This window comes from Mycobacteriales bacterium (assembly GCA_036497565.1).
In the GTDB taxonomy this organism is placed as follows: Bacteria; Actinomycetota; Actinomycetes; order Mycobacteriales; family QHCD01; genus DASXJE01.
The window spans coordinates 1-21,717 of the sequence record DASXJE010000140.1; the positions used below are offsets into that span (position 1 = coordinate 1).

The window sequence follows — 21,717 nt, forward strand, 5'->3', positions numbered from 1 at the left end:
CCCTCGAGCGGCGCCCAGCGGGCGGGCTCAAGGGGCAGCAGCCACACCGAGGCGACGAGCAGGCTGCCGTTGCTGACCTCCCAGTTGGTGTGGGACATCAGCTGGCCGGCCGCCCACTGGTCGCCGAAGGTCACGGGTGACACCGGGGTCCGGACCATGTGCAGCCCGATGTCCTTGGCGTTGGCGACCAACTGATCGTCCGCGGCGCCATTGGTCGCGGAGATGTCCGCGGAGTAGGGGATCTGCACGGTCAGCTTCGAGCCGTCCGGGAACTCCACGTATCCGTCGTTGTTGGTGTCCTTGAGCCCCATCTCGGCCAGCAGCGACTTCGCCTTGCTGAGATTGCGGGTCTTGTAGGAGTCCCGCCACTGGGCGTAGAGACCCGGCCCACTCGGTTGGGTGTGGTATTCGGGCGCCTTCGGGCCGAGCGTCCCGGTCGTCAGTTCACCGGTGCCGAAGTACAGCGCCTTCCGCGCGGTCACGCGGTCGAAGCCGTAGGAGATCGCCTGCCGGAAACGCTTGTCCCGGAAGAGCTTGCCGTACTTGGGGTCCTTGGCGATGTAGTCGTAGTTCAGGAAGAACATCGATCCGGTTCCGGATCCGCTCTGCCACAGCAGGATCTCGTAGCCGCCCTTCTGCTTGCTCCGCGACAGCGTGGCCACGTCGGACAGATCGATCTGGTTGAACGGCCCGTGGCAGTAGTCGACCTTGCCCTGCTGGACCTGGAGCTTGATGACCTGCGCGTTCTGTACGACGCCGATCGAGATCGAGTCGATGTAGGGAAGCTGGTCGCCCTCCTTGGTCACCGCGTAGTAGTAGGGATTCCGCTCGAGGACGAGGCCGTTGTTGTTGTCGAAGGACTTGCACTTGTAGCCGGACAGAGTCGGGCAGTCGGGGTTGCGGATCCAGTCCGCCTTCTCCTCCCACAGACCGCCCGAGGTGTCCCAGTTCTTCGGGACCTTCGGGTTGTACTTGGGATGGAACTGCTTCAGGTAGTGCTTCGGGAACATCCAGGCCGCGCCGGTCTGACCGATGCCGCCCTTCGCCCACGACGCGAGGTAGAACGGGAGGCCCGGCTGCGGTGAGTCATAGGTGATCTTCAGCGTCGACTGGTCGACCTTCTTCATCGTGCACGGGTGCCCGGCCGCCGACAGGCATTCCGCGGGAGGGGTCGACGCGTCGTGGGCGGGGATGACCATGTCGTCCCACCAGAAGAGGATGTCGTCGACGCTGAACGGCTGCCCGTCCGACCAGCGCAGTCCCTCACGGAAATGAAGCGTCCACTCGGTGGCGTCGGCGTTCGAGGACCACTTGTCGGCGATGCCCGGCCCGACGTCCAGGCCGTCGTTGAGCCAGCGCAACGGCGAGTAGCCGTAGAAGAACTCATGATTCGACGTGGCCGCCGCGGCACCGGTCGTGCTGAAGACAACCATGTTCAGCTTGCCGCCGTACTTGCCGCGTTCCACCCAGCGGTGGGGCACGACGTAAGGAGCCTTGGGCAGCCGGCTCGCCACCGGGGGCAGGCCCTTTCCCGCCAGGGCCGGCGACTGCTGAAACTTGGCCGGCGTTGTCAGCGGCTTGGTCACGGAACCCTTCTTCGAGTTCCCCGCAGCGGCACCCGTGGTCGCCCCGCCGGACGTCGTCGAGCTGCTCGTACACGCGGTGAGCGCGACTGATCCCGCGGCCACCGCCGACCCGTACAGAAAACGTCTGCGGGAGAGGCCATCCGACCGGACCGCGGATTCCTGGCCATCTCGTTCCACACGGCGACTCATGACATTCTCCTCTGCCTTCGGTCGAGACGGATCGGGCTCACCCGGCCGACGTGAGCGCGAGCTCGCGAGCGTCGCCGAGGATGTCGCGCACGTCGACCCTCGCCCGGGTCCGCGACGACGCAATCGCGGCGTGCACCATCGCGAGACTCAACAGGTTGTCGTGGCACTCGCCCATCGGCGTCGTACCGGTGCGGAGCGCATGTACGAACTCGGCCAGCGAGCCGGCAATCCCCTGCCCGGGAGGCGTCGCGGCGACCTGCGCCGGTACGCCGGACGGCTCGGCTGCCGGGGTGTCGGCAGCCGGCACGTCGTCCCCGTCCCAGGTCGCGCTGCCGGCGCGGCCGCTGACCCTCCACCGGCCGTTCCACGACGTCTCGGCTCCCGGGCTGCACCAGCTCCCGGTGTAGACGTAGCGCTGCCCGCCGGACATCTCGAAGATGGCGGTGCTGCCCGCGTCACCGGCGTACCAGCTCCAGGACGGGTTGTACTCCTCGCAGTACACCGCGATCGGTTCGGCATCGAGCAGAAACCGGGCGCTGTCGAAGGAGTGGATCGCCATGTCCAGGACCAGCGGATGCGCCATCTTGTCGCGAAACCCGCCGAAGTGCGGAGCCTTGAAGAACTCGGTCGTGACGATGTCGACCTCGCCGAGCCGGCCGGTCATTGCCTTGAGAGCGAAGAGATTGCTGTCGTAGCGGCGGCTCTGGCTCACCATGAACAGCTCGCCGGCCTTCTCCGCAGCAGTGGTGAGGCTCACCGCCTCTGCCAGCGTGGCGGCCATCGGCTTCTCGCCGATCACCGGGAGCCCCAGCGAGAATGCCTCGAGCGTGACGGCGTGATGCGCCTCCGGGATCGTGACGTCGACGACCAGGTCCGCCTCGACCGCCCGGGCGACCGCGGTGAGCTCGGTGCCGGTGGCGATGTCGTCGGCCGCGGGGTCGGCACCGAACACGTCGGCGAGCGCCGCCGGAATGGCGTCGGGGTTGACGTCGACGACACCGACCAGGTCGACGTCGTCGGAACGGCTGAGCGCGCGGAGCCACCCGCGGCCCATTCCGCCCGCGCCGACCGACACCGCACGGAGCCGCCGATCCGGCGGGAGCCGGCGGAACGCCTGGGTCATGCGCGCGAGCCGTCGTTCTGGAGGAACCAGCCCTTCTCCGAGCGCTTCAGGCCGGGCACCCGGCGCTCGTCGCGCGAGGGCGCCGCCCAGACCACGCCATTGGCGATCACCCGGCGTACGTCGGGGTGGTGGTAGACGGGATATGCCTGGTCGCCCGGGCTGAAGTAGAAGACCCGCCCGTTGCCGCGGCGGAACGTGCAGCCGCTGCGGAAGACCTCTCCGCCGGTGAAGGAGGAGACGAACACCACCTCGTCCGGCGCAGGTATGTCGAAGAACTCGCCGTACATCTCCTGCTCGGGGATCACGATCGGGCTCGGTACGCCGGCCGCGATCGGGTGCGCGGGGTTGACCGTCCAGACCAGCTCGCGGTCGTCGGCGTTGCGCCAGCGCAGGCTGCAGGTCGTGCCCATCAGCTTGATGAAGATCTTCGAGAAATGGCCCGAGTGCAGCACCAGCAGGCCCATTCCGGACAGCACGCGTTCGTGCACCCGTTCCACGATCTCGTCGGAGACCTTGTCATGGGCCCGATGGCCCCACCAGGTCAGCACGTCGGTCTCGTCGAGGACCTGGTCGCTGAGCCCGTGCTCGGGGTCGTCGAGCGTCGCCGTACGCACCGAGACGCCGTCGCCGAGATGCTCCTTGATCCCGGCCGCGATCGCTCCGTGGATGCCGTCCGGATAGCGGGCGCCGACGGCCTCTTCGGTCCGCTCGTGCAGACCTTCGTTCCACACCGTTACCCGGACCGGACGGCGCGGCTGTGCTGGCGAACTCATCGAACGGTGTCCCAACTCTCGGTGGCGGACCGCGGTCGGCCGCTCCGGCAGGCGAAACGACCGTCGAATCGCTTCGACGCGAGGAAACTAGAGAACTGCCTGCGCGACGTCAAGGGATCACACCGCATAATGAGCCCCCGGGCCCGATTCCGTTCGCCCCGGTCGCGCGCACTCACTCGGAGGATGCCGTGCAGGTGAACCGCTTCGACTCCGGTGGCGTCGGCCCGCCGCGCTGGAGGTAGGACCCATGGCGACCATCGCCGACGTGGCGCGCGCCGCGGGAGTGTCCACCAGCACCGTCTCCTACGTACTCAGCGGCAAGCGACCCATTTCCGCGGACACCCGGCGCCGGGTGGAGCGGAGCATCCGCCGGCTCGGCTACCACCCGAACGCCGGGGCGCGGGCGCTGGCCAGCAGCCGGACCAAGGTCCTCGCGCTGGTCGTCTCGCTACGGGCGGCCGTCAACGTGCCGGTCGTCATGCAGTTCGTAGCTACCGCCGTCACCTCGGCACGGGTCTACGACCACGACGTTCTCCTCGTGACCAAGGACGAGGGGCCCGCGGGGCTGCGCCGGGTGGCCGGGTCGGCGATGGTCGACGCCATGATCGTGATGGACATCGAGACGGCCGAGCCGAGGATCCCGCTACTACGCTCGCTGCCCTGTCCGGCCGTGCTCATCGGTGTCCCGGAGGATCCGGTCGATCTCAGCTGCGTCGACCTCGATTTCCGGGCCGCCGGGGCGCTGTGCGTGACGCATCTGGCCGAGCTCGGTCACCGCGACATCGGGATGATCGGCCCGGCCGCCGAGGTCTACGAACGAGGGTCGAGTTACGCCGACCGCTTCCTGCGCGGTCTCACCTCCGCCGCGGACCACCATCGCGTGCACCTGACCACGCAGCCGTGCGAGCCGGACCGGCAGGCGGTCCTCCGGTGCGTCGACACCCTCCTCCGGCGGCCGGACCTCAGCGCGCTGGTCGTGCACAACGAGTCCGCCCTCGCCCCGTTGCTGTCCCATCTGGGTCAGCTCGGGATCCGGGTGCCCGAAGACCTGTCCGTCGTCGCACTCTGCCCGGACGACATGGCCGAGGATCAGACAGTCGGCCTCACCTCGGTCGCCATACCGGCGGCGGAGGTGAGCCGGATCGCGGTCGAGCTGGCCATGCGCCAACTCGCCGGGGAGACCGCGCGAGAGACCAGGCTCCTGGCGCCTCGGCTCACCGTGCGGGCCAGCACCATGCACCCGCGGAAGCAGGGGATCTCCCGACGCCGTAGGCTTTTAAGCGATCGCAGCGGCGAAGCCGGAACGGCTGGCTAGGGCGAGGTTCTCTCGGCCGCCGCCGCACCTTGCGACAACACGACAGAGGGGTCAGACGGTGGAATACCGCACACTCGGACGGTCCGGCTGCGTCGTATCGACCCAGGCGCTCGGCACGATGACCTTCGGCAACGAGACTGATGAGCCCGGCGCCCACAAGCAGCTCGACCGCTTCCTCGAGGCGGGCGGCACGCTCGTCGACACAGCCGACGTCTACAGCACCGGCGTCTCCGAGCAGATCATCGGACGGTGGTTCGCCGCCCGACCGGCGGAGGTCCGCGACCAGGTCGTGCTGGCCACCAAGGGGCGGTTTCCGATGGGGCCCGGCGCCAACGACGTCGGTCTGTCCCGGATCCACCTCAGCCGCGCCCTCGACGCCTCGCTGGGTCGCCTGGGGGTCGACACGATCGATCTCTACCAGGTACATGCCTACGACCCGCTGACCCCGCTCGAGGAGACGTTGCGCTTCCTCGACGACTCGGTCCGCGCCGGCAAGATCCGCTACGCCGGCCTGTCCAACTTCACCGGCTGGCAGCTGCAGAAGACGGTCGACATCGCCGACTTCCGGGGCCTCACCCGGCCGGTCACCCTGCAGCCGCAATACAGCCTGCTGACCCGCGAGATCGAATGGGAGATCGTGCCGGCCTGCTTGTCCGAAGGCCTCGGACTGCTCCCCTGGTCACCGCTCGGCGGCGGGTGGCTGACCGGCAAGTACCGGCGTGACCAGCGGCCGACCGGCGCGACCCGGCTCGGCGAAAACCCCGAGCGCGGTGTCGAGGCGTACGACCGGCGGGGCAAGTCGGAGCGCACCTGGGCGGTCATCGACGCGGTCCAGGGCATCGCCGAGAAGCGGAGCGTGTCCATGGCGCAGGTCGCCCTCGCCTGGCTCGCGGACCGCCCGGCGGTGACCTCGGTGATCCTCGGTGCCCGGACCACGGAGCAGCTCGAGGACAACCTCGGTGCCGCAGACCTGCATCTGAGCCCGGAGGAGACCGCGCAGCTCGATGCCGCGAGCGACCCCGAGCCGGCCGACTATCCCTACGGCGGACCCGGGGTCGACCAGCGCGCCCGCAAGATCTCCGGCGGCCGCTGACCGGTTCGGCCGAGCACGTCGACGTCGGCGTAGCTCGCGCTGTCTGGGCGTCCGGCGACCTGGTCGTCGACGTGCGCAGCGCCGACGAGTACGCCCGTGGGCACCTGCCCGGCGCGATCCACGTTCCGGTCGACCAGATTCCCTGGCGCGGCGCCGAACTGCCGGCCGGTCAGGTGCTCACCGTCTGCTCGACCGGTAACCGCGCCTGGCGCGCGGCTCAGGCACTGGCCTCGACCGGGCGCACCGCCTTGTGCCTGACCGGCGGCACCACCGCGTGGACCGCCGCGGGACTGCCGCTCGTCACCGGCCAGGATGCGGGATCGCGAACCGCACCCGGGCGGCTCCGTCGATGGCGCACCGCGCTACGTCGGCGCCGGTCGGGCTGACCGTCAACACCCGTGGGTGCCGGTCTCGTACTGCAGGTTGAGGTCGCCCTTGACCAACTTCACCGGTGCACCGGTGACCGACCGCCACTCGACGGCGAACGAGTGGTGATCGTTGTTCTCGAACGGTCCGGTGTTCTGGACGAAGGTGAAGGAGACCGAATCCTGAGCCCCGGCCGGGACGAACCGCACGGCGCCGGGCTGCATCAATCCACCGCCGTCCTGACGTACCTGCAGGCCGACCGGTCCACCGTCGAGCTGCACACTGACGGTCGCCGTCACCTGATGCTGGCTACAGATGGTCGGCCCGGACAGGCCGGGAACCGTGGCGAACGTCGTACTGCTCGTGGTGACCGCCGTGGTGGTCCACCGCGACGACTGCTGATCCAGCGCAGAGCTGAATCCCCCGGTGGCGGCGAAGGCGACCGCCGGAATGGCGACCGCGACGAGAATGACACCGATGACTGCGAGCCACTTCTTCATGGCGCCCCCCTTGGCGTCATGTCATTCTCGCACTCGCGACGTCCGCGCGGAAGAGGCTCTTTCCCTTGTGGTGCAGGCGATTCTTGTTGCCGGCTACGAACTAATCAACCAGTCGCGCCGGAAAGCCGCCGGTCGCGATCGGGCTCCAGCGGTCCGGGGTGATGCGCACGAGTGACTTGCCCTGCGCGCGCATCGCGTCCCGGTAGTCGTCCCAGTCCGGGTGCTCGCCGGAGATCGCCCGGTAGTAGTCGACGAGCGGCTCGAGCGCGTCCGGGAGATCGAGCACCTCGGCTACGCCGTCGATCTGGACCCACGCGCCGCCGAAATCGTCGGAGAGCACGAGGACGGTGGCCCGTGGATCGCGCCGCGCGTTCCTGGCCTTGGCGCGCTCCGGATACGTCGAGATGACGATGCGGCCGGCGGCGTCCACGCCGCCGGTCACCGGTGATGCCTGCGGTCCGCCGTCGCGTCGCCGGGTGATCAGCAGCATGTGATGCCGCGGGCCGATGAAGTCGACGAGACCGGCCCTATCAACCGTCGTCGTGGTCGCGGCGGTGCGTGGCATGGCTGCGCCTCTTTCTCTGGCCGGTGATTTCGAGCAGATCGTACCCGCGTCCTCAGCGCGCTCCGGCTCGAGCGAGCAGGACGTCCACGGCCTGCCGGGGAAAGGCCGGCGGGCTCGGGGCGGCGGCGATGACGCCGGCGAAGCAGTCCAACGATCGACCGACCAGGTGTAGGACGTCGTCGGGTCGCGGAGCCGCGGGAACGTCGGGCAGGAGGTCGGCCAGGGCATCGTGGCGTCGCGGACCGGTGTGGTGGGCAGTCCGCTCGGCCAGATCCCGCACGACCATCGCAGCCTCCAGACAGCGCTGCAGCAGGCCGATCGCGAGATGGGTGCTGATCAGGCGTTCGCCCCTGGCCGCCTTGACCGTCGCGAGGGCGGCATCGAAGAGCAGGTCGTTGGCGATCTGGTCGAGGTCTGCGGTGTCGACCGTGCCGTCGGTGTCTGCAGTGGACGAGAAGTCCGCCAGCTCTGCGCGACGTTCGGCCGCGGCGACGGTGTCGGTCACGATGACGTCCACCCGCCGGCCGTCGATGAGGAGCAGCCGACTCGTGCCGCCTGGCGGTCGGGCCGACTGCGACAAAGCCGCGACGTCGCCGAGACCGGCGAGCCACGAAACGTCGGGCCAGAGAGTGTCCGCCGTGTCCGCCTTCGCCACGACGACGACATCAAGGTCCGACCAGGCGTCCAGGCGGTCGGATTCGTCCGCGGTCGAGCCGACCACGATGACGTCGTCGATCGGCAGGCCGGCCGCGATCACCCGCAGGTCGCAGACGGTGGCGTCCTGCCAGGGCACACTGGCGCGTCGGGCACCTTTACCGGTCATATTCATCGGGCATCTTGTGACATCCCTCTGTCCCTGTGTGAAAAGGAAGTCGAAACCGGACACCGGATTTGCACATGTCTCCCGATACGTGCACGGTGGGAAGACGCCCCGCAGGAGGCGTGCCACCGGCTGCTGCCGTCGGGCCATTCGGTCCAGGCCTCATGCCGGTGGAGAGGCCGACGGGTCGAACGACCCCACCTGCCCGGTGGTGACACTTCGCCGGAGCGTACGACGAGCGGCCTGACGGTCGCCGTCGTACAGCCTCGCCGGTCAGCACGGTGACATCCTGTCCGACCGGCTGAACCCCGACCACTGCATACAGGAGCCCAACATGACCACGCCATCACCCGAAAGCGCGTCGACGCTCGATGCTGCGCTGGCCGCGGCCGTCGCCGACAGCGACAAGACCGAGACGTTGCAGGCCGCCGTGCAGGCACTGGCCGGGCACGATCTCGTCCTCCCGCAGACCGCCGCGCCGGACAATGAGGCGCCGGCCGAGGGGCAGATCACCCTTCCGGTGATCGAGCAGGACCAGACCTCGTTCGTTCCCGCCTTCACCACCGCCGAGCGACTCACCGACAACCTGCCCGACGTGTCCGGCAGCATCGTGATCGGCGCGTTGGAGCTCGCCGCAGCCTGGCCGTCGGAGGACCTGTGGCTCGCGATCAACCCGGGCGACGCGGAGACGGCGCTGGCCCTTCCGGGAGCCGCCGTACGCGCGCTCGCCGCGGTGGGCGGTGGCCCGACCTCGGTCTGACCGCGATCAGCTGATATCGATCGCGTTCCCAGGTTGATCACGTGGCTCTGGAACATCTCAGAGCGGACGTCACGGAGCGGCTGATGGAGCGGTTCGACGGCGAACTGCCGCTCGAGACCATCTCCGACACCGTCCGGGACACCGCGCGCGACCTCGCCGACCAACCGGTCGAGGACCAGGCCGAGTTGGTCGAGCGGGTCGCCGCTCACCGGCTGGCCGAATCGCTCGACGAGCCCGACCCGGAGTAGCCGAGGCGCTCCGGGTCGGGCCCCGCCGATGGGCCCCGCCGATTTTGCCTCGCCGACGGGCCCGGCGACGGGTCCCGCTGATAGGCATAAGCGTGGCGAATGGAGCCGCGACACCGCCGTCGAATGTCCCCGGATACCGCCGTTGACCGGCGTATCTTTATTCGTACCTTGGCCGAACCCCCCGCGGCCAAGGATTGACCTCCGCGCCCGGCTTCCCCCAGCCGCCGGGCGCGGAGGCCTTTCTTCTCCCGCCTGAGTGCCGTTGGCCGGCGCGTCTTCGGGTGCCTCCTTTCGAAAAATCACGGATGTCCGAGTAGACGGCTCCGTGCTACCGTATGGACGAGTCAGCATCTTTCCGCGGGGGGAACCATGACTGACCCGAGTGGCGTAAACCTTCGGGTGATCGAGGAATTCCGGTCGACCGGCGGCAGCGTGCCCAGTCTGGTCTGGTTCCTGCCGGGCGAAAAGTCGCCTTCGGTCCTTCTCCTCACCACCACGCGGGTCTCGGACGGCGTACGCCGGACCACCCCGCTCACCTACATCCCCGACGACGATCATCTCGTCGTCTTCGTGGTGCCCGGCGAGCGTGCCCGGCCGGACTGGTACGACGACCTGATTACGCACCCGGACGCGATGGTCGAGGTCGGGAGCCGGACGGTCGACATCGTCGCGACGATCCCCACCGACGCGGAGACCGGTCGGCTCTATCGCCGCCGGGCCACGGCGTACCCGTGGTTCGAGGAGCAGGCACCGACCGACGGCGCCGCCATCGTCCTCACTCCGCACTATGTCGACCAGGAGGCAGCGAGCGCCAAGCGGCCGTGGTCGGCCACCGCACGCTCCCGACGCCCGCTTCCGGCCGACGCGCGCCAGCTGGGCCGGTGGAGCCGGGTCGCGGGCGGGCTGCCGATCTTGTCCGCCACCCTGGCCTGACGATGACCGACACCGACGTGCTCGTGGCGGGGGCGGGCCCGGTCGGGTTGACCGCGGCAGTCGAACTGCGCCGCCGGGGCGTCGACTGCCTGATCGTCGACCGCCTCGGGGAGCGTGCGCCGTACGCCAAGGCCGTCGGGGTCCAGCCCCGCACGTTGGAGATCTGGGACTCCATCGGCATGGCCGGTGACGCGCTCGACGCCGCGACGCCGATGCGCGGGCAGCTCCTCTACGTCAACGGCGAACAGGTCGCCGAGATCGTCCTCGAGCTCCCGCCCGAGGTGCCGTTCCGATTCGTCGCGCTGCCGCAGTATGAGACCGAGCGACTCCTGACCGAAAAACTCGAGCGCTACGGCACCTCGATCGAACGGTCGGTCGAGCTGACGTCGTTCACCCAGGATGCGGACGGGGTGACCGCGCAGCTGACCGGTCCCGATGGACCCCGCACCGTCCGGTGCGACTACCTGATCGGCTGCGACGGTGCCCACAGCGTGGTGCGCAAGGGTCTGGACCTCGACTTCGGTGGCGACGCGTTCCCCGAGGAATACATGCTCGGCGACGTCGAGGTCGACTGGTCCATGCCGCCCGGCTTCGGGATCAGGGCGATGCACCAGACCGACGGGCGCACCGACGACCTGTTGGTCTGCATCCCGCTGCCCGGGCACAACCGCTACCGGATGTCGATGCTGGTGCCGCCGGACCTCGCCGGCGCGGCACCGACGGGCGGTGAGGTGGCGCACGGCTTGGAGAGCGGCTCGCCGCCACAGCTGCGCCACATCCAGGCCGTCCTCGATCGGCTGGCGCCGCAGCCGACCGTCGCGTCGCGGCTGCGCTGGTCGTCGGTGTTCCGCATCAGCCACCGCATCGTGGATCGCTACGGCAGGGGCCGGGCCTTCGTCGCCGGGGACGCCGCGCACATCCATCCGCCGACCGGTGCGCAGGGCATGAACACCGGCATCCAGGACGCCCACAATCTCGCCTGGAAGCTCGCCCTGACGGTGCAGGGAACAGCCGCGCCGGGCCTGCTCGACAGCTACGACACCGAGCGGCGGCCGATCGGCGAGGAGGTGGTCGGCCGCACCGTGCGGCACGCCCGCGAAGGCATCGGCGACCCGGACGACCCCTCGACGCTGCTGCTGCGGGAAGCGCAGCTGCTGGTCGGTTACCCCGACAGCCCGCTGGTCGGCGAGGACACGAGCGGATCGTCGTGGCCGGCCGGCCCGCAGCCCGGTGGGCGCGCCCCGGACAGCCGCGGGCTGCGGCGTAGTTCGGTCGGCTTCCCGATCCGGCTGCACGACCTGCTGCGTAGCGGTGAGCACACGCTGCTGCTCTACGCCGACCGGGCCGACCAGGTCCCCGAACTCGTTGCGGTCGCTGCGGCGGCGGCGGATCGGGTGCCTGGTCGGGTGCGGTCCTATCTCGTCGTCGGCCCGGGCATCGACGACACCGATCGGCCGACGGTCACCGTCCACGACGATGCCGGAGAGTTCCAGGACGCCTACGCAGCGGAAGGTGGGTGCGGCTACCTGATCCGACCCGACGGATATGTGAGCTACCGCGCACGCTCGATCAGCAGCAGCATCCTTCTTCCGCACCTGGGTCGCACTTTCGCCTGACCTGCGGTGATCTCATGGGTGCCGTCCGTTTGGCCCGGCCGCTTCGGGGAACGTCGGATCGGTGGACAACACCTACTCCGCTCTGTCCGACCTCGAGTGCCCACGATGTGGGACGCGGTACGACGCCGACCGGGTGCAGGGACTCTGCAGCTGCGGGTCGCCGCTGTTCGCCCGCTACGACCTGACGCGGGTGGCGGCCGCGGTGGACCCGCCGACACTCGCCGGGCGGGAACCGTCCCTCTGGCGCTACCACGAACTGCTCCCGGTCCGCTCCCCCGACCGCGTCGTCAGCCTCGGCGAGGGCATGACGCCGCTGTTGCCGCTTCCCCGCCTCGGTGCCTCGCTCGGCCTGTCCCGGCTGCTCATGAAGGACGAGGGCCTCATCCCCACGGGGACCTTCAAGGCGCGCGGAGCCGCGGTGGGGGTGTCCCGGGCGGCCGAGCTGGGCGTGCGCGGTGTCGCGATGCCGACCAACGGCAACGCCGGAGCCGCCTGGGCGACGTACGCCGCCCGGGCCGGGCTGCGGTCACTCATCGCGATGCCCGTCGACGCACCCCCGATCACCCGGGCCGAATGTCAGCTGGCCGGTGCGGAGCTCTACCTGGTCGACGGCTTGATCGGTGACGCGGGCCGGCTCATCTCCGCCGCGGTCGACGAGCGCGGCGGCTACCAGAACGTGTCGACGATGACCGAGCCCTACCGCGTGGAGGGCAAGAAGACGATGGGCATCGAGATCGCCGAGCAGCTCGGCTGGCGGATGCCGGACGTCGTCGTCTATCCGACCGGCGGCGGCGTCGGGTTGGTGGGCATCGACAAGGCGTTGCGCGAACTCCGCGACCTCGGCTGGGTCACCGGGAAACTGCCCCGGCTCGTCGCCGTCCAGGCCAGCGGCTGTGCCCCCGTCGTTTCGGCCTTCGCCAAGGGCGCCACCGAGTGCGACCCATGGCCGGATGCGCACACCATCGCCTTCGGGATCACCGTTCCCAAGCCGATCGGCGACTCGCTCATCCTCTCTGCGCTGTATGACACCGACGGCATCGCCGTCGCCGTCGACGACGAGGCGATCCTCGCGGACCAGCGTGAAGTCGCCCGACAGGAAGGCACCTTCATCTGCCCCGAGGGCGCCGCGTGCTTCACCGCACTCCGCGGCCTGCGCGATTCGGGATGGCTCGGCGCCGATGACGAGGTCGTCGTGCTCAACACCGGCACGGGCTTGAAATACCCGGAGGTCGTGTCGCTGGACGCACCCGTACTGGCCGTCGACGGCGCCATCCCGCCGACCGACCCGGCTGCGCTCCGATGAGCCGGCCGGACGCCGAGACGACACGGCCCCGCCTGCTGCGGATACCACTCGGAGTGCAGGTCCTCGCCGCGCTCGTCGTCGGCGCGATCATCGGACTGGCCGCACCCGACGCCGGCGAGCACCTCAAGGTCGTCGGTGACGCCTTCATCCGGCTGATCGAGATGACGATCGTGCCGCTGGTCTTTCCCCTGATCGTCACCGGCATCGCCCGGATGGAGTCGGCCCGCGCACTGGGCCGCGTCGCGCTCAAAACCCTCGTCTATTTCGAAGTCGTGACCACGATCGTCCTGCTGGTCGCGTTGGTCATCGCATTGGCGACCGGCGTGGGCGACGGCGCGTCGCTGGGCGGAGTCAGCCAGCACGCGGTGAGCGGAATAGCCAACTCCGTCAGTTTCCAGACGCTGCTGCTCGACATCATCCCGGACAACATCTTCTCGGCGTTCTCCGACGCCAACCTGCTGGCCATCGTCTTCTTCGCGGCGTTCTTCGGACTCGCCGCGGCGCAGGTCGGCGAGCGGGCCGAGCCGGTGCTGGTGCTGCTCGAACGCCTGGCCGAGATCATGGTGAAGGTCATCGGCTTCGTCGTCCGGTTCGCACCGCTCGGCGTCCTCGGATACATCGCCTACGACACGGCGCACTACGGCTGGTCCGGTCTCCGCGACCTCGGCGAGTTCGTGCTCGTCGTCTACGCCGGAATGGTGGTCCTGCTCGTCGTCGTCTTCCCGATCATCGCGGCCGTCTTCCGGGTTCCGTACCTGCGTCTGGTGCGCGCGATCTGGGACCTGCTCGTGCTGGCCTTCCTCACCCGCAGCAGCGAAGTGGTCCTCGCTCCGCTGATGCAGCGGCTCGAGCAGTTCGGCGCGGACAACCGCATCACGTCGTTCACCGTCCCGCTCGGCTACTCCTTCAACCTCGACGGCGCGACCCTCTACGAGGCGATCGCGGTCGTGTTCATCGCGCACGCCACCGGCCAACACCTGGGGATCGGCCAGCTGTTGGCCATCCTCGGGGTGCTGATCCTGCTCACCAAGGGGCTGGCCGGCGTACCGTCCGCGGCCATCGTGGTCCTGCTCGCGGCCGCGAAGTCGGTCGGCCTGCCCACGACCTACGTCGCGCTACTGCTTGGGGTCGACTTCATCGTCGACATGGCCCGTACGGCGGTCAACGTCGTCGGCAACTCGTTGGCGACCGTGGTCGTCGCCAAATCCGAGAATGCCTACCAACCCTCACTCGAGACGGGCGACCGGACGATGCCGGACCGCTCGACCGTCGCGTAGGGGTCGATCCGCCCCGCTCTCCTACGCCGTCCGTTCCACCGATTCGGTCAGCAGTATGTGGCCCAGCTGTGCTCCGCGGGGCCGCAGCACCCACCACAGGTGCAGGTAGGACCGGATGAACAGCGCGGTCAGTCGATGATTGCGTCGAGCTCCGGTGGCGGTCCGGGCCAGGCGGTGGGCGGAGGCCTGCGCGGACAGTTCGCGCTGCCGATGGCCGACCTGCGCCCGCGCTGCGTCGATGTCGTGGGTCGGCATCAGGCCGGTCATTTCTGCTCCTCTGCAAGCGATGTGGTGATGAAGATGCGGGCGGCCCGGGATCCCGCGGGGCGGAGGCTGGGATCCTCGGATCGACCGGTGTAGCGCGTGGCGACTTCACGCAGTTCTCGGGTCACCTCCGCCATCTCCTCGACGGTGAGGTAGGTCGTCACGCCGGTCATTCCGGTGGCTTCCCGCCAGGCTTCGGGTTCCCGTTCCTCCCGGCGGATCCAGCGCTTCAGCTGGGCGGCCTCGTGATCGAGGAACACGTCGGTGAGCGTCTGGGCGACCAGCGCGCCCTCAGGGTCCATGCCGGCGCCGTACGCCGACCAGCTCTGGTCGTGCCTGATGAGCCGCCACGGCTTCTCCCGGCCCTGGCCGCCGGTGGCTTCCTGGACGAAGCCGTACTTCGCCAGCATGTTCAGGTGGTAGGAGCAGCTCGCCACGCTCTCCCCGGTCACCTCCGCGCACCGGGTGGCCGTCGCCGTGGTCTCCAGCCGTAGGAGATCCATCAGCTCCCAGCGGAGCGGATGCGCGAGCGCGCGCAGCGTCTTGGCGTCGGTGATCTTCTGCGGTGCGTCGGCCATGTCGAACAAGATACCTTGCTCAACGCATCTTGAGCAAGGGTCCTTGATAAAGGCTTACTGATTCGACCGGGCTCACTCGGTCCGGCGCAGCGTGAGCACCGTCACGTCGTCCCCGGGCGGATCGGGGCCGACGAGGCGGGACAGCACGGTCGTCGACACCTGTTCCGCGGGAGCACACGACACCGCTTGACGCAGGCGTTCCAGACCGGCCTGCAGATCCGTGGTCCGGCGCTCGACCAGCCCGTCGGTGAAGAAGACGAGGACAGTCCCGGGGGGCACGTGCACCTGCCCGGTCCGTCGCTCACCGGTCCCGCGGACGCCCAGGGGCGGATCGATGGGTATATCGACGGGCGCCGCCGCCGCGCCGGGGACGACGCTTATCGGCAGCGGGTGGCCGGCGGTGGACAGGTACAGCCGTCGATGCGACGGGTCGAGCATGCCGTAGAGCACGGTCGCCATCAGCCCCGGCTCGAACTGCTGCGTGTCGCGGTCGAGGCGCTCGAGCACCTCGGCCGGGGTCGCGCACTCCAGCGCGTAGGCGCGGAGCGAACTGCGCAGCCGGCCCATCGCGACGGCGGGCCCGAGTCCGCGTCCGACGACGTCACCGATGACCAGCGCGAGCCAGCCCGACGGCAGCGGGAAAACGTCGTACCAGTCGCCGCCGATGCCGCCGCCGTCCCCACTCGGTAGGTAGCGGGACGCCAGCTCGATGCCGGGAAGGGTGGGCAGCTCGGCGGGTAGCAGGCTGCGTTGCAGCGCCGCGGCCTGATCCATCTCGGTGAGGCCGACCCCGATGGCGAGGCCGATGCGGCCCGCGACCATGCCGAGCAGGGTGACGTCCTCTGCGGTGAAGACCCGCCGGGCGAGGGTGCCGACGTGCAGGACTCCGAGCACCATCTCGCCGAGGAGCAGTGGCACGCCCAGCAGGCACCGCACCCCGCTCTGCTGGAGGATCGGATTGCTCAGGGTGGTGTGATCGACCCGCTGGATGATCACCGGACGCTTCTCGGTGAGCACCCGGTCGGCGAACAGTCCGCGTGCGAACGGGACGTGGGCGCCTACGCGGATCCCTTCCTCGAGTCCCACGCCGGCGGCCGCGACCAGCTGGCCGGACTGCGGGCCGAGCAGCAGCACTGCCGCGGTGTCGACCGTCAGCACCTCGCGGGCACGGGCGAGCAACTCGCCGAGTAGTGCGTGCAGATCGATGCGGGAGAGCGCATCGTCCGTGACCACGGCGAGCCGGCCATGCACCGGCGTGATACCCGGCGTGATCGACATACTACTAAGAGTAGTCAGCGCGTTCCGAGGATGCGGCCGAACGCGATGGTTTCCACGCCGGTCGCGCCGGCAGCGCCGGCGCGGGATCAGCGGCGCGGGTCAGAGGTGATGGAAGAGGTGCGCCGCGCCCTCGATGCTGTCGTGCAGATCCCGCTCGATGAAGTCGGTCCGGTAGACATGCCGGGCATCGAGGTCGATATCCCCAGTGTCCACTTCGAACGGGCGTTCCTTCGGATGGTCGCGCGCCAGGGGGGCGAGGATGTCGGTCCCGGAGGCGGCTGGGTTGTCGACGAGGCGGTGCGGGCGGTCCGGCACGGGGGACTCCCCTCTGACGACGGGTACACCCCCGGCTCGACGTCCATCGCCGTTGCACCGCGTGCGTGCCGCGGACGGTACCCGCACCGGTGCCGGCTTGGTAGCCAAGTCGCCGAACGGGGTCACCGGAGCGACCGCTTCACCGTTCCCGACATTTCACCGATGGGCTAGTGACAGATCGGATTGTGTGAGGGACAGTAACTTTGGGTAGGTGAAGGCACACCTTTTGTAACCGGTGTGCCCGGGCGACCATCCGGGGGGATGAGATGAGTGGTCGACCAGCCGAACGGGCCGAGCCGGACGCGACCACCGAGGAGGCGAGCACCGCTATCGACGTCGAAGGGTCGCTCCCCACCGGAATCCGTCATCCCGAGCCGGACGGCGTACTCGCCGAGCGCTTGTTCACCCTCCAGGATCTGCATGCGGTGCGCGCGCTGGTCACCGGCCATGCCGCGCGGTTCGGCCTGCCCGAAGAGCGTGCGTCAAGCTTCGTCCTTGCCGTTCACGAAGTGGCGGCCAACAGCGTGCAGCACGGCGGCGGACACGGGATCCTGCGACTCTGGCAGGACGGCGACCTGCTGATCTGCGAGGTGCGCGACCGGGGCGTCATCGATCCGGTCCGGTTCGAGGCCGCGCCACCGCCGCCGGACCAGACCGCCGGGCGCGGTCTGTGGTTGGCGCGCCAACTGTGCGACCTCGTCGAACTGCGGGCCGGCCCGACCGGCAGCGTCGTACGACTGCAGATCTCCTCGGGTTAGCTCAGCCGGTCAGCCGGTCAGCCGGTCGAACAGATCGGCGAAAACCGGGTCGCGGTGGAAGGTCCAAACCTCGCGGCTCAGCGGCCGGCCGGGATGCTGAGCCCACGACCCGGCGTCGGTGACGACCGGGGAGTGCACGATCGTCGACACGGTCCAGCTTGGATCGACGAGCCAGGCCACCGGGCCGATGTCCCAGATTTCCTTGCTGCGGGCCCGGTGGTCGTCGTAATAGTTCTCGAAGATCGTCAGCAGATACCGGCCGAGCGGGCTCGTCTGATCGAGATGCTCCCGCAGTTCCCAGAACGACGTACGCAGATGCTCGGCCACATTCACGCAGGGGACGCGCACCAGCGGAGCGAGGCAGTCGAGGATGACCCTGGACGCCGTCGGGTCCTGGTCGAGGTTGAACTCCGAGGCACGATGCCACCAACTCGGGTTGCCGCCGAGCCACACCACCACGATCCGGTCGGCGATCTCCGGCGCGGCGATGACGGCCGAGGCGACATTGGTCGGTGCGCCGATGGCGACGACGTAGAGCGGTGCATCCTGGGTCGCGGACATCGCGCGGGAGATGAGGTCGTCGGTGGCGGCGCTGCGGACCGGTGTCGCGGGCTCGGCCATCCATTCCGTCGCCCCCTGGTGGGCGAGCGCCGGATCCACCCCCAGCAGGTCCAGCAGTCGGGTGATCTCGTCGTAGCTCCGGCGCATGCCGTCACCTGGTCCGGTCGAGCGCTGATTGTGGAACGGCGCCGCGTAGACCGCCTCGACCGCGAGACGTGGTGAGCGGATCGCGTAGGCGATCGCGAACTGATCGTCGATCTCGTTGTAGGCATCGGTGTCGAGTACGACGCGGACGACTCCGGTCGGCGGCTCCAGTTGTGCGAGCACGTTCTGCACCAATTCCGCGTCCTTTCCGGGAGGGCGCGATCCGTCCTAGCGCCCATCTGAGCGCTCAGTCCATCACCGGCGGTCCGGCGCGCGACGAGCGGGCGGCCCGGCCCCGGGCGGGTCAGCGGGACGGGTGGCGATCGCGGCCGGTCCGGCGGCGGTGCGCGCCGTAGCGAATCAGCCAGGCCAGAACTCCGGTCACTACGGCGGCGACGAAGACCAGACCCGGATCGACCCGCCCGTCTCCGGTCAACCGCAGCGCGAACACCGCGAGGAGCGCGCCGAGGACCGCAATCCCGAGAAAGGTCCGCGAGCTGGGACGCCTGGTTTTCGGGCGGCGGTCCGCTGTCGTCTGCTCGGCGTGCACCCGCAACCGCTCGGAGACTTCCTCGCCCCGCAGGCGACGACTCCGGCGCGCGGCCACCCGTTCCCGGTGCACCGCGCGTTCATAGCTCGCCGCCCGCTCGGCGGTGCGTCGGTGACGCACCGCGCGACGTCGTACCTGCGAATCCGTCGTGACACCCACGTGCGTTCCACCCGTCGTCCGTGCACTACTCTCCGTAGTCTATCTGTATACGGGTAGTAGCAGGGCTTGTCACGGCACTCACTGACCGCGTCGAGGCCGTCGGCGCTGATCGACCTCACCCTCAATGCTCGCACGACCGGATCGGTCAAGACGGCTCGAACGCTCGAGCGCGCTTGTCTTGATGCTTCGCTCGCCGATAAACTCCGCGATGATTTGGGCATCTAAACATTAAGCGAACGTAATGGGGGTGCAGGTGCGTGAGATTGCGGGGCTCCTGCGGTCGCTGATCCTCACCAGCGACGATTACCGACACGACTTCGCCAGGCGCGCGGGCATCGGGCTGACCGATGCCACCGCGCTCGGCCATCTCTTCCACGACGGGCCACAGAACCTCGGGCACATCGCCGGCCGACTCAACCTCACTCCGGGTGCCGTCACCGCTCTGGCCGACCGGATGGCGGCCGCGGGGTATCTCACCCGAACTCCACACCCCAACGACCGACGGCAGAGCCTCATCGGTCTCACCCAGTCCGGTACCCGGCTGATGAAACAGGCCTACGACGCCTTCGCCACCGACATCGACGACGCCATCGCCGACGCCCAGCCGGCGCACCGGCGCGAGCTGTGCATTCTGCTCAGCCGGCTCGCCGCCGCACTGCATGGGGGCGACAGGGAACCGGGCAACCGGCACGCGAAGCCGTCACGGGATCGGGTCGGGACGGCGCCGGACGCCGGCCCCTGACGGGCAGCCCCCGACCAGTCAGCTTCGGGAGATGTGCAGCCGGATCGTGGTGCCCTCGTCCTCGGCGGACCGGATCTGCACAAGGTCGCAGAGTTGGTGGACGAGCCACAGCCCTCGCCCGTGCCCGGCTTCGGTCGAGGGGCGCGCGTCGGTCTCCGGCGATCGGCGCATGAGTCCTTGGTCGTGGATCTCACTGGTCAGGCAGTCACCGTTGCGCCAGACGCGGAGCCGCCCGGCCCCGCCGCCATGCATGACGCTGTTGGAGGCGACTTCGTCGACGGCGAGGACGTAGTCATACGTCCGGCCACCCCCGAGACCGAGCCGGGCGGCATGGCCGTCGACCCGGTCCCGAACCTCTCCGAGTTGACCGACGTCAAAGGTGAAGTCCTCCAGGACGGTCTCCGGCTCGGGCAGCTGGTGACCGGCGTAGGCGTTCGGCGGCGGTGCACCGACCCGCCGGTGCACGCCCTGCTCGACGCTCAGGGGATGCGATCGGCGGGCCTGCTCGGCCACGGTCGGGTGCACCGTGTCGAGGTCGTACGGGCAGAGCAAGCTGAATGGCCGGCCCCCGGTGAACGCCGAGTCGAGCAACGATTCATACCGCTGACCGTCGATGAGTTCGGCGGTGCTTGCCGGCAAGCTGCCCGGCTCGCCGACAGCCCAGACCCGACATTGCGACCGTCCTTCCGAAGTCCGGCGGAGGTAGGTGTCCCAGCCGGGAATGAATCGCTCGGGGCGTCGACCCAGATTCAGGCGGGGATCGACGAAGTAGACCCGGTCGGAGTCGGCACCGAGGACGGAGCGCAGAACGCCGGCCCTGGGCGGGGGGACCACCACGATCACCGGCTCGTATTCGGCCATGCCGTGCTGCACGAACGGTGCGGCCTCGGCAAGGAATTCGTCCTCGCCGGTGTAGAGGAACGCCTGGTGCCAGAGCTCACGGCCCGGGGGTTCGGGCTGGCCCGTGGGTGATCGGTCATTGGTCGCCGATGTCGTGCTCATGGCACCCCCATCGGCCCACATTCTCGAGGCCGCCTGCCGAAGTTCCACCGTCACCGCGCGATAGTTACGTCCAGTGCGGTCGCACCTACGCGGCGTAATAGTCATTCTGCCAGGACGACGGTTCAATTGTTCTAGGAAGCGCACGACGTCGCCATTCGCCCCTTGCGTCGGATGTGACGAATGGGGCCGGTGGGGTTTGCGCGTCGGATGTGACGCGTTAGCGTGGCAGGTGCAGGCGTTTCGGTGACGCCCTCATGGGGGCCGACCAATCATCTGCCGACGAGTCCGTTAATGTGTCGCCTCCGCGGCCGGCAGTGAGTCAGGGGCCGGTCGCGTCCGGCACTGAACGGACGCCGGAAGAAGTACGGCGCCCCGGCTGGGCGAGGTTGGGTTCACCTCGTCCTGGCCGGGGCTTCGTCGTGTCCGGGCTTCAGGTGGGTCGCCCCGACCGGTCAGCGCTGAGCGTCTCGGCTCTCCGGGACCGGCGTCCGACCGGTTGTCGTCAGACGTTGCCGTCAGACGTTGGTCAACAAGGCTGACTCGACCAGCAGCATCCGTCTGACCTGGGGTTGTATGGCGCGCTCGGCGGGATTCGAACCCACAACCTCTTGATCCGTAGTTGATCTTGGGGTTTTTGCAGGACGCGCGAAAACCCGGCTGACCTGCGCAGACACCACCTATCGCTACTTGCTGTTTCACACTGTTCTGGAGGTTGCTGCGGACTATGTGCGGACTAGATGGCGTGGCCACTTCGAGGCCTGCTCCTCGTAGCTGCCGGGTTGTAGGTGCGGGAGGTCGCGGTCAAGGCTGTCCCGGAGGGTCATCGCGTAGCGACGCCAGAGGCGGCCTTGACAGTGGCCGGACGGACCGGAGACTGGCGGCGCAGAGGGGCGGGCCGG

Annotated in this window: 24 protein-coding genes; 11 read left to right on the top strand and 13 right to left on the bottom strand. The window is 69.1% G+C overall.

The window, feature by feature from the left end; genetic code table 11:
- From VGH85_11875 to VGH85_11885, 3 genes are all read right to left on the bottom strand, one after another.
- A partial coding sequence (locus VGH85_11875; GenBank protein HEY2174495.1) for an ABC transporter substrate-binding protein occupies positions 1-1,586 on the bottom strand: 1,586 nt, incomplete at its 3' end.
- A gap of 226 nt (positions 1,587-1,812) precedes the next feature.
- Complete coding sequence (locus tag VGH85_11880) at positions 1,813-2,898, bottom strand: Gfo/Idh/MocA family oxidoreductase (protein ID HEY2174496.1); 1,086 nt, start codon at positions 2,896-2,898, stop codon at positions 1,813-1,815.
- A complete protein-coding gene (locus tag VGH85_11885; GenBank protein ID HEY2174497.1) occupies positions 2,895-3,671 on the bottom strand; it encodes a ThuA domain-containing protein in 777 nt (258 codons plus the stop codon). The genes VGH85_11880 and VGH85_11885 overlap by 4 nt, the downstream gene beginning before the upstream one ends.
- 247 nt (positions 3,672-3,918) lie before the next feature.
- Between VGH85_11885 and VGH85_11890 the strand changes: the two genes are divergently transcribed.
- From VGH85_11890 to VGH85_11900, 3 genes are read left to right on the top strand one after another with little or no spacing between them, the layout of a single operon-like run.
- Positions 3,919-4,986, top strand: coding sequence for a LacI family DNA-binding transcriptional regulator (locus VGH85_11890; protein HEY2174498.1), 1,068 nt, complete (start codon positions 3,919-3,921; stop codon positions 4,984-4,986).
- A gap of 58 nt (positions 4,987-5,044) precedes the next feature.
- On the top strand, positions 5,045-6,079 hold the full coding sequence (locus VGH85_11895) for an aldo/keto reductase (GenBank protein ID HEY2174499.1): 1,035 nt from the start codon (positions 5,045-5,047) through the stop codon (positions 6,077-6,079).
- 59 nt (positions 6,080-6,138) lie between these two features.
- Entirely contained in the window at positions 6,139-6,465 is a 327-nt protein-coding gene (locus VGH85_11900) for a rhodanese-like domain-containing protein (GenBank protein ID HEY2174500.1), read from the top strand.
- A gap of 3 nt (positions 6,466-6,468) precedes the next feature.
- Here VGH85_11900 and VGH85_11905 read toward each other — a convergent pair whose 3' ends face one another.
- The 3 genes from VGH85_11905 to VGH85_11915 all read right to left on the bottom strand — a co-directional run bounded on the left by VGH85_11905 (position 6,469) and on the right by VGH85_11915 (position 8,333).
- Positions 6,469-6,945, bottom strand: a complete 477-nt coding sequence (locus VGH85_11905; protein ID HEY2174501.1) for a hypothetical protein — start codon at positions 6,943-6,945, stop codon at positions 6,469-6,471.
- A gap of 100 nt (positions 6,946-7,045) precedes the next feature.
- Positions 7,046-7,510 (bottom strand): PPOX class F420-dependent oxidoreductase, encoded by a 465-nt coding sequence (locus VGH85_11910; GenBank protein HEY2174502.1) that lies wholly within the window; start codon positions 7,508-7,510, stop codon positions 7,046-7,048.
- A 52-nt stretch (positions 7,511-7,562) separates the two neighbouring features.
- Positions 7,563-8,333, bottom strand: coding sequence for a hypothetical protein (locus tag VGH85_11915; protein HEY2174503.1), 771 nt, complete (start codon positions 8,331-8,333; stop codon positions 7,563-7,565).
- A gap of 331 nt (positions 8,334-8,664) precedes the next feature.
- Between VGH85_11915 and VGH85_11920 the strand changes: the two genes are divergently transcribed.
- The 6 genes from VGH85_11920 to VGH85_11945 all read left to right on the top strand — a co-directional run bounded on the left by VGH85_11920 (position 8,665) and on the right by VGH85_11945 (position 14,467).
- Positions 8,665-9,090 carry an SseB family protein gene (locus tag VGH85_11920; protein ID HEY2174504.1) on the top strand — a complete coding sequence of 142 codons (426 nt, stop codon included), beginning with the start codon at positions 8,665-8,667 and terminating at the stop codon, positions 9,088-9,090.
- Between the two features lie 41 nt (positions 9,091-9,131).
- Positions 9,132-9,338, top strand: coding sequence for a hypothetical protein (locus VGH85_11925; protein ID HEY2174505.1), 207 nt, complete (start codon positions 9,132-9,134; stop codon positions 9,336-9,338).
- Positions 9,339-9,707: 369 nt separating this feature from the next.
- Entirely contained in the window at positions 9,708-10,271 is a 564-nt protein-coding gene (locus VGH85_11930; protein HEY2174506.1) for a nitroreductase/quinone reductase family protein, read from the top strand.
- A gap of 2 nt (positions 10,272-10,273) precedes the next feature.
- Positions 10,274-11,887 (top strand): FAD-dependent monooxygenase, encoded by a 1,614-nt coding sequence (locus tag VGH85_11935; GenBank protein ID HEY2174507.1) that lies wholly within the window; start codon positions 10,274-10,276, stop codon positions 11,885-11,887.
- 61 nt (positions 11,888-11,948) lie between these two features.
- Positions 11,949-13,190 carry a threonine synthase gene (locus VGH85_11940; GenBank protein HEY2174508.1) on the top strand — a complete coding sequence of 414 codons (1,242 nt, stop codon included), beginning with the start codon at positions 11,949-11,951 and terminating at the stop codon, positions 13,188-13,190.
- The gene (locus VGH85_11945; protein ID HEY2174509.1) at positions 13,187-14,467 is read left to right on the top strand and encodes a dicarboxylate/amino acid:cation symporter; all 1,281 of its coding nucleotides are present in this window, start codon (positions 13,187-13,189) and stop codon (positions 14,465-14,467) included. The genes VGH85_11940 and VGH85_11945 overlap by 4 nt, the downstream gene beginning before the upstream one ends.
- Positions 14,468-14,488: 21 nt before the next feature.
- Here VGH85_11945 and VGH85_11950 read toward each other — a convergent pair whose 3' ends face one another.
- The 4 genes from VGH85_11950 to VGH85_11965 form a co-directional block, all read right to left on the bottom strand.
- Complete coding sequence (locus tag VGH85_11950; protein ID HEY2174510.1) at positions 14,489-14,734, bottom strand: hypothetical protein; 246 nt, start codon at positions 14,732-14,734, stop codon at positions 14,489-14,491.
- Positions 14,731-15,309, bottom strand: coding sequence for a helix-turn-helix domain-containing protein (locus VGH85_11955; protein ID HEY2174511.1), 579 nt, complete (start codon positions 15,307-15,309; stop codon positions 14,731-14,733). Before VGH85_11955 ends, VGH85_11950 begins: the two co-directional genes overlap by 4 nt.
- Positions 15,310-15,381: 72 nt before the next feature.
- Positions 15,382-16,587, bottom strand: coding sequence for a GAF domain-containing SpoIIE family protein phosphatase (locus VGH85_11960; GenBank protein HEY2174512.1), 1,206 nt, complete (start codon positions 16,585-16,587; stop codon positions 15,382-15,384).
- A 99-nt stretch (positions 16,588-16,686) separates the two neighbouring features.
- The gene (locus VGH85_11965) at positions 16,687-16,902 is read right to left on the bottom strand and encodes a hypothetical protein (protein ID HEY2174513.1); all 216 of its coding nucleotides are present in this window, start codon (positions 16,900-16,902) and stop codon (positions 16,687-16,689) included.
- A 266-nt stretch (positions 16,903-17,168) separates the two neighbouring features.
- Here VGH85_11965 and VGH85_11970 point away from each other — a divergent pair, with 266 nt between their 5' ends.
- Entirely contained in the window at positions 17,169-17,660 is a 492-nt protein-coding gene (locus tag VGH85_11970; GenBank protein HEY2174514.1) for an ATP-binding protein, read from the top strand.
- A gap of 9 nt (positions 17,661-17,669) precedes the next feature.
- On the opposite strand, the gene VGH85_11975 is transcribed toward VGH85_11970, so the two are convergent.
- Both VGH85_11975 and VGH85_11980 read right to left on the bottom strand, forming a co-directional pair.
- Complete coding sequence (locus VGH85_11975; protein HEY2174515.1) at positions 17,670-18,557, bottom strand: nucleoside hydrolase; 888 nt, start codon at positions 18,555-18,557, stop codon at positions 17,670-17,672.
- Between the two features lie 112 nt (positions 18,558-18,669).
- On the bottom strand, positions 18,670-19,074 hold the full coding sequence (locus VGH85_11980) for a hypothetical protein (protein ID HEY2174516.1): 405 nt from the start codon (positions 19,072-19,074) through the stop codon (positions 18,670-18,672).
- Between the two features lie 253 nt (positions 19,075-19,327).
- Between VGH85_11980 and VGH85_11985 the strand changes: the two genes are divergently transcribed.
- On the top strand, positions 19,328-19,816 hold the full coding sequence (locus tag VGH85_11985) for a MarR family transcriptional regulator (protein HEY2174517.1): 489 nt from the start codon (positions 19,328-19,330) through the stop codon (positions 19,814-19,816).
- An 18-nt stretch (positions 19,817-19,834) separates the two neighbouring features.
- Here VGH85_11985 and VGH85_11990 read toward each other — a convergent pair whose 3' ends face one another.
- Positions 19,835-20,818 carry a sensor histidine kinase gene (locus VGH85_11990; protein HEY2174518.1) on the bottom strand — a complete coding sequence of 328 codons (984 nt, stop codon included), beginning with the start codon at positions 20,816-20,818 and terminating at the stop codon, positions 19,835-19,837.
- Between the last annotated feature and the right edge of the window lie 899 nt (positions 20,819-21,717).

Excerpts from the sequence above, each read along its gene's own strand:
- VGH85_11885 (HEY2174497.1), bottom strand. The coding sequence starts at position 3,671 with ATGAGTTCGCCAGCACAGCCGCGCCGTCCGGTCCGGGTAACGGTGTGG.
- VGH85_11955 (HEY2174511.1), bottom strand. The coding sequence starts at position 15,309 with ATGGCCGACGCACCGCAGAAGATCACCGACGCCAAGACGCTGCGCGCG.
- VGH85_11990 (HEY2174518.1), bottom strand. The coding sequence starts at position 20,818 with ATGAGCACGACATCGGCGACCAATGACCGATCACCCACGGGCCAGCCC.
- VGH85_11935 (HEY2174507.1), top strand. The coding sequence starts at position 10,274 with ATGACCGACACCGACGTGCTCGTGGCGGGGGCGGGCCCGGTCGGGTTG.
- VGH85_11960 (HEY2174512.1), bottom strand. The coding sequence starts at position 16,587 with ATGTCGATCACGCCGGGTATCACGCCGGTGCATGGCCGGCTCGCCGTG.
- VGH85_11930 (HEY2174506.1), top strand. The coding sequence starts at position 9,708 with ATGACTGACCCGAGTGGCGTAAACCTTCGGGTGATCGAGGAATTCCGG.
- VGH85_11950 (HEY2174510.1), bottom strand. The coding sequence starts at position 14,734 with ATGACCGGCCTGATGCCGACCCACGACATCGACGCAGCGCGGGCGCAG.
- VGH85_11945 (HEY2174509.1), top strand. The coding sequence starts at position 13,187 with ATGAGCCGGCCGGACGCCGAGACGACACGGCCCCGCCTGCTGCGGATA.
- VGH85_11910 (HEY2174502.1), bottom strand. The coding sequence starts at position 7,510 with ATGCCACGCACCGCCGCGACCACGACGACGGTTGATAGGGCCGGTCTC.
- VGH85_11915 (HEY2174503.1), bottom strand. The coding sequence starts at position 8,333 with ATGACCGGTAAAGGTGCCCGACGCGCCAGTGTGCCCTGGCAGGACGCC.
- VGH85_11890 (HEY2174498.1), top strand. The coding sequence starts at position 3,919 with ATGGCGACCATCGCCGACGTGGCGCGCGCCGCGGGAGTGTCCACCAGC.
- VGH85_11880 (HEY2174496.1), bottom strand. The coding sequence starts at position 2,898 with ATGACCCAGGCGTTCCGCCGGCTCCCGCCGGATCGGCGGCTCCGTGCG.
- VGH85_11970 (HEY2174514.1), top strand. The coding sequence starts at position 17,169 with ATGAGTGGTCGACCAGCCGAACGGGCCGAGCCGGACGCGACCACCGAG.
- VGH85_11905 (HEY2174501.1), bottom strand. The coding sequence starts at position 6,945 with ATGAAGAAGTGGCTCGCAGTCATCGGTGTCATTCTCGTCGCGGTCGCC.
- VGH85_11920 (HEY2174504.1), top strand. The coding sequence starts at position 8,665 with ATGACCACGCCATCACCCGAAAGCGCGTCGACGCTCGATGCTGCGCTG.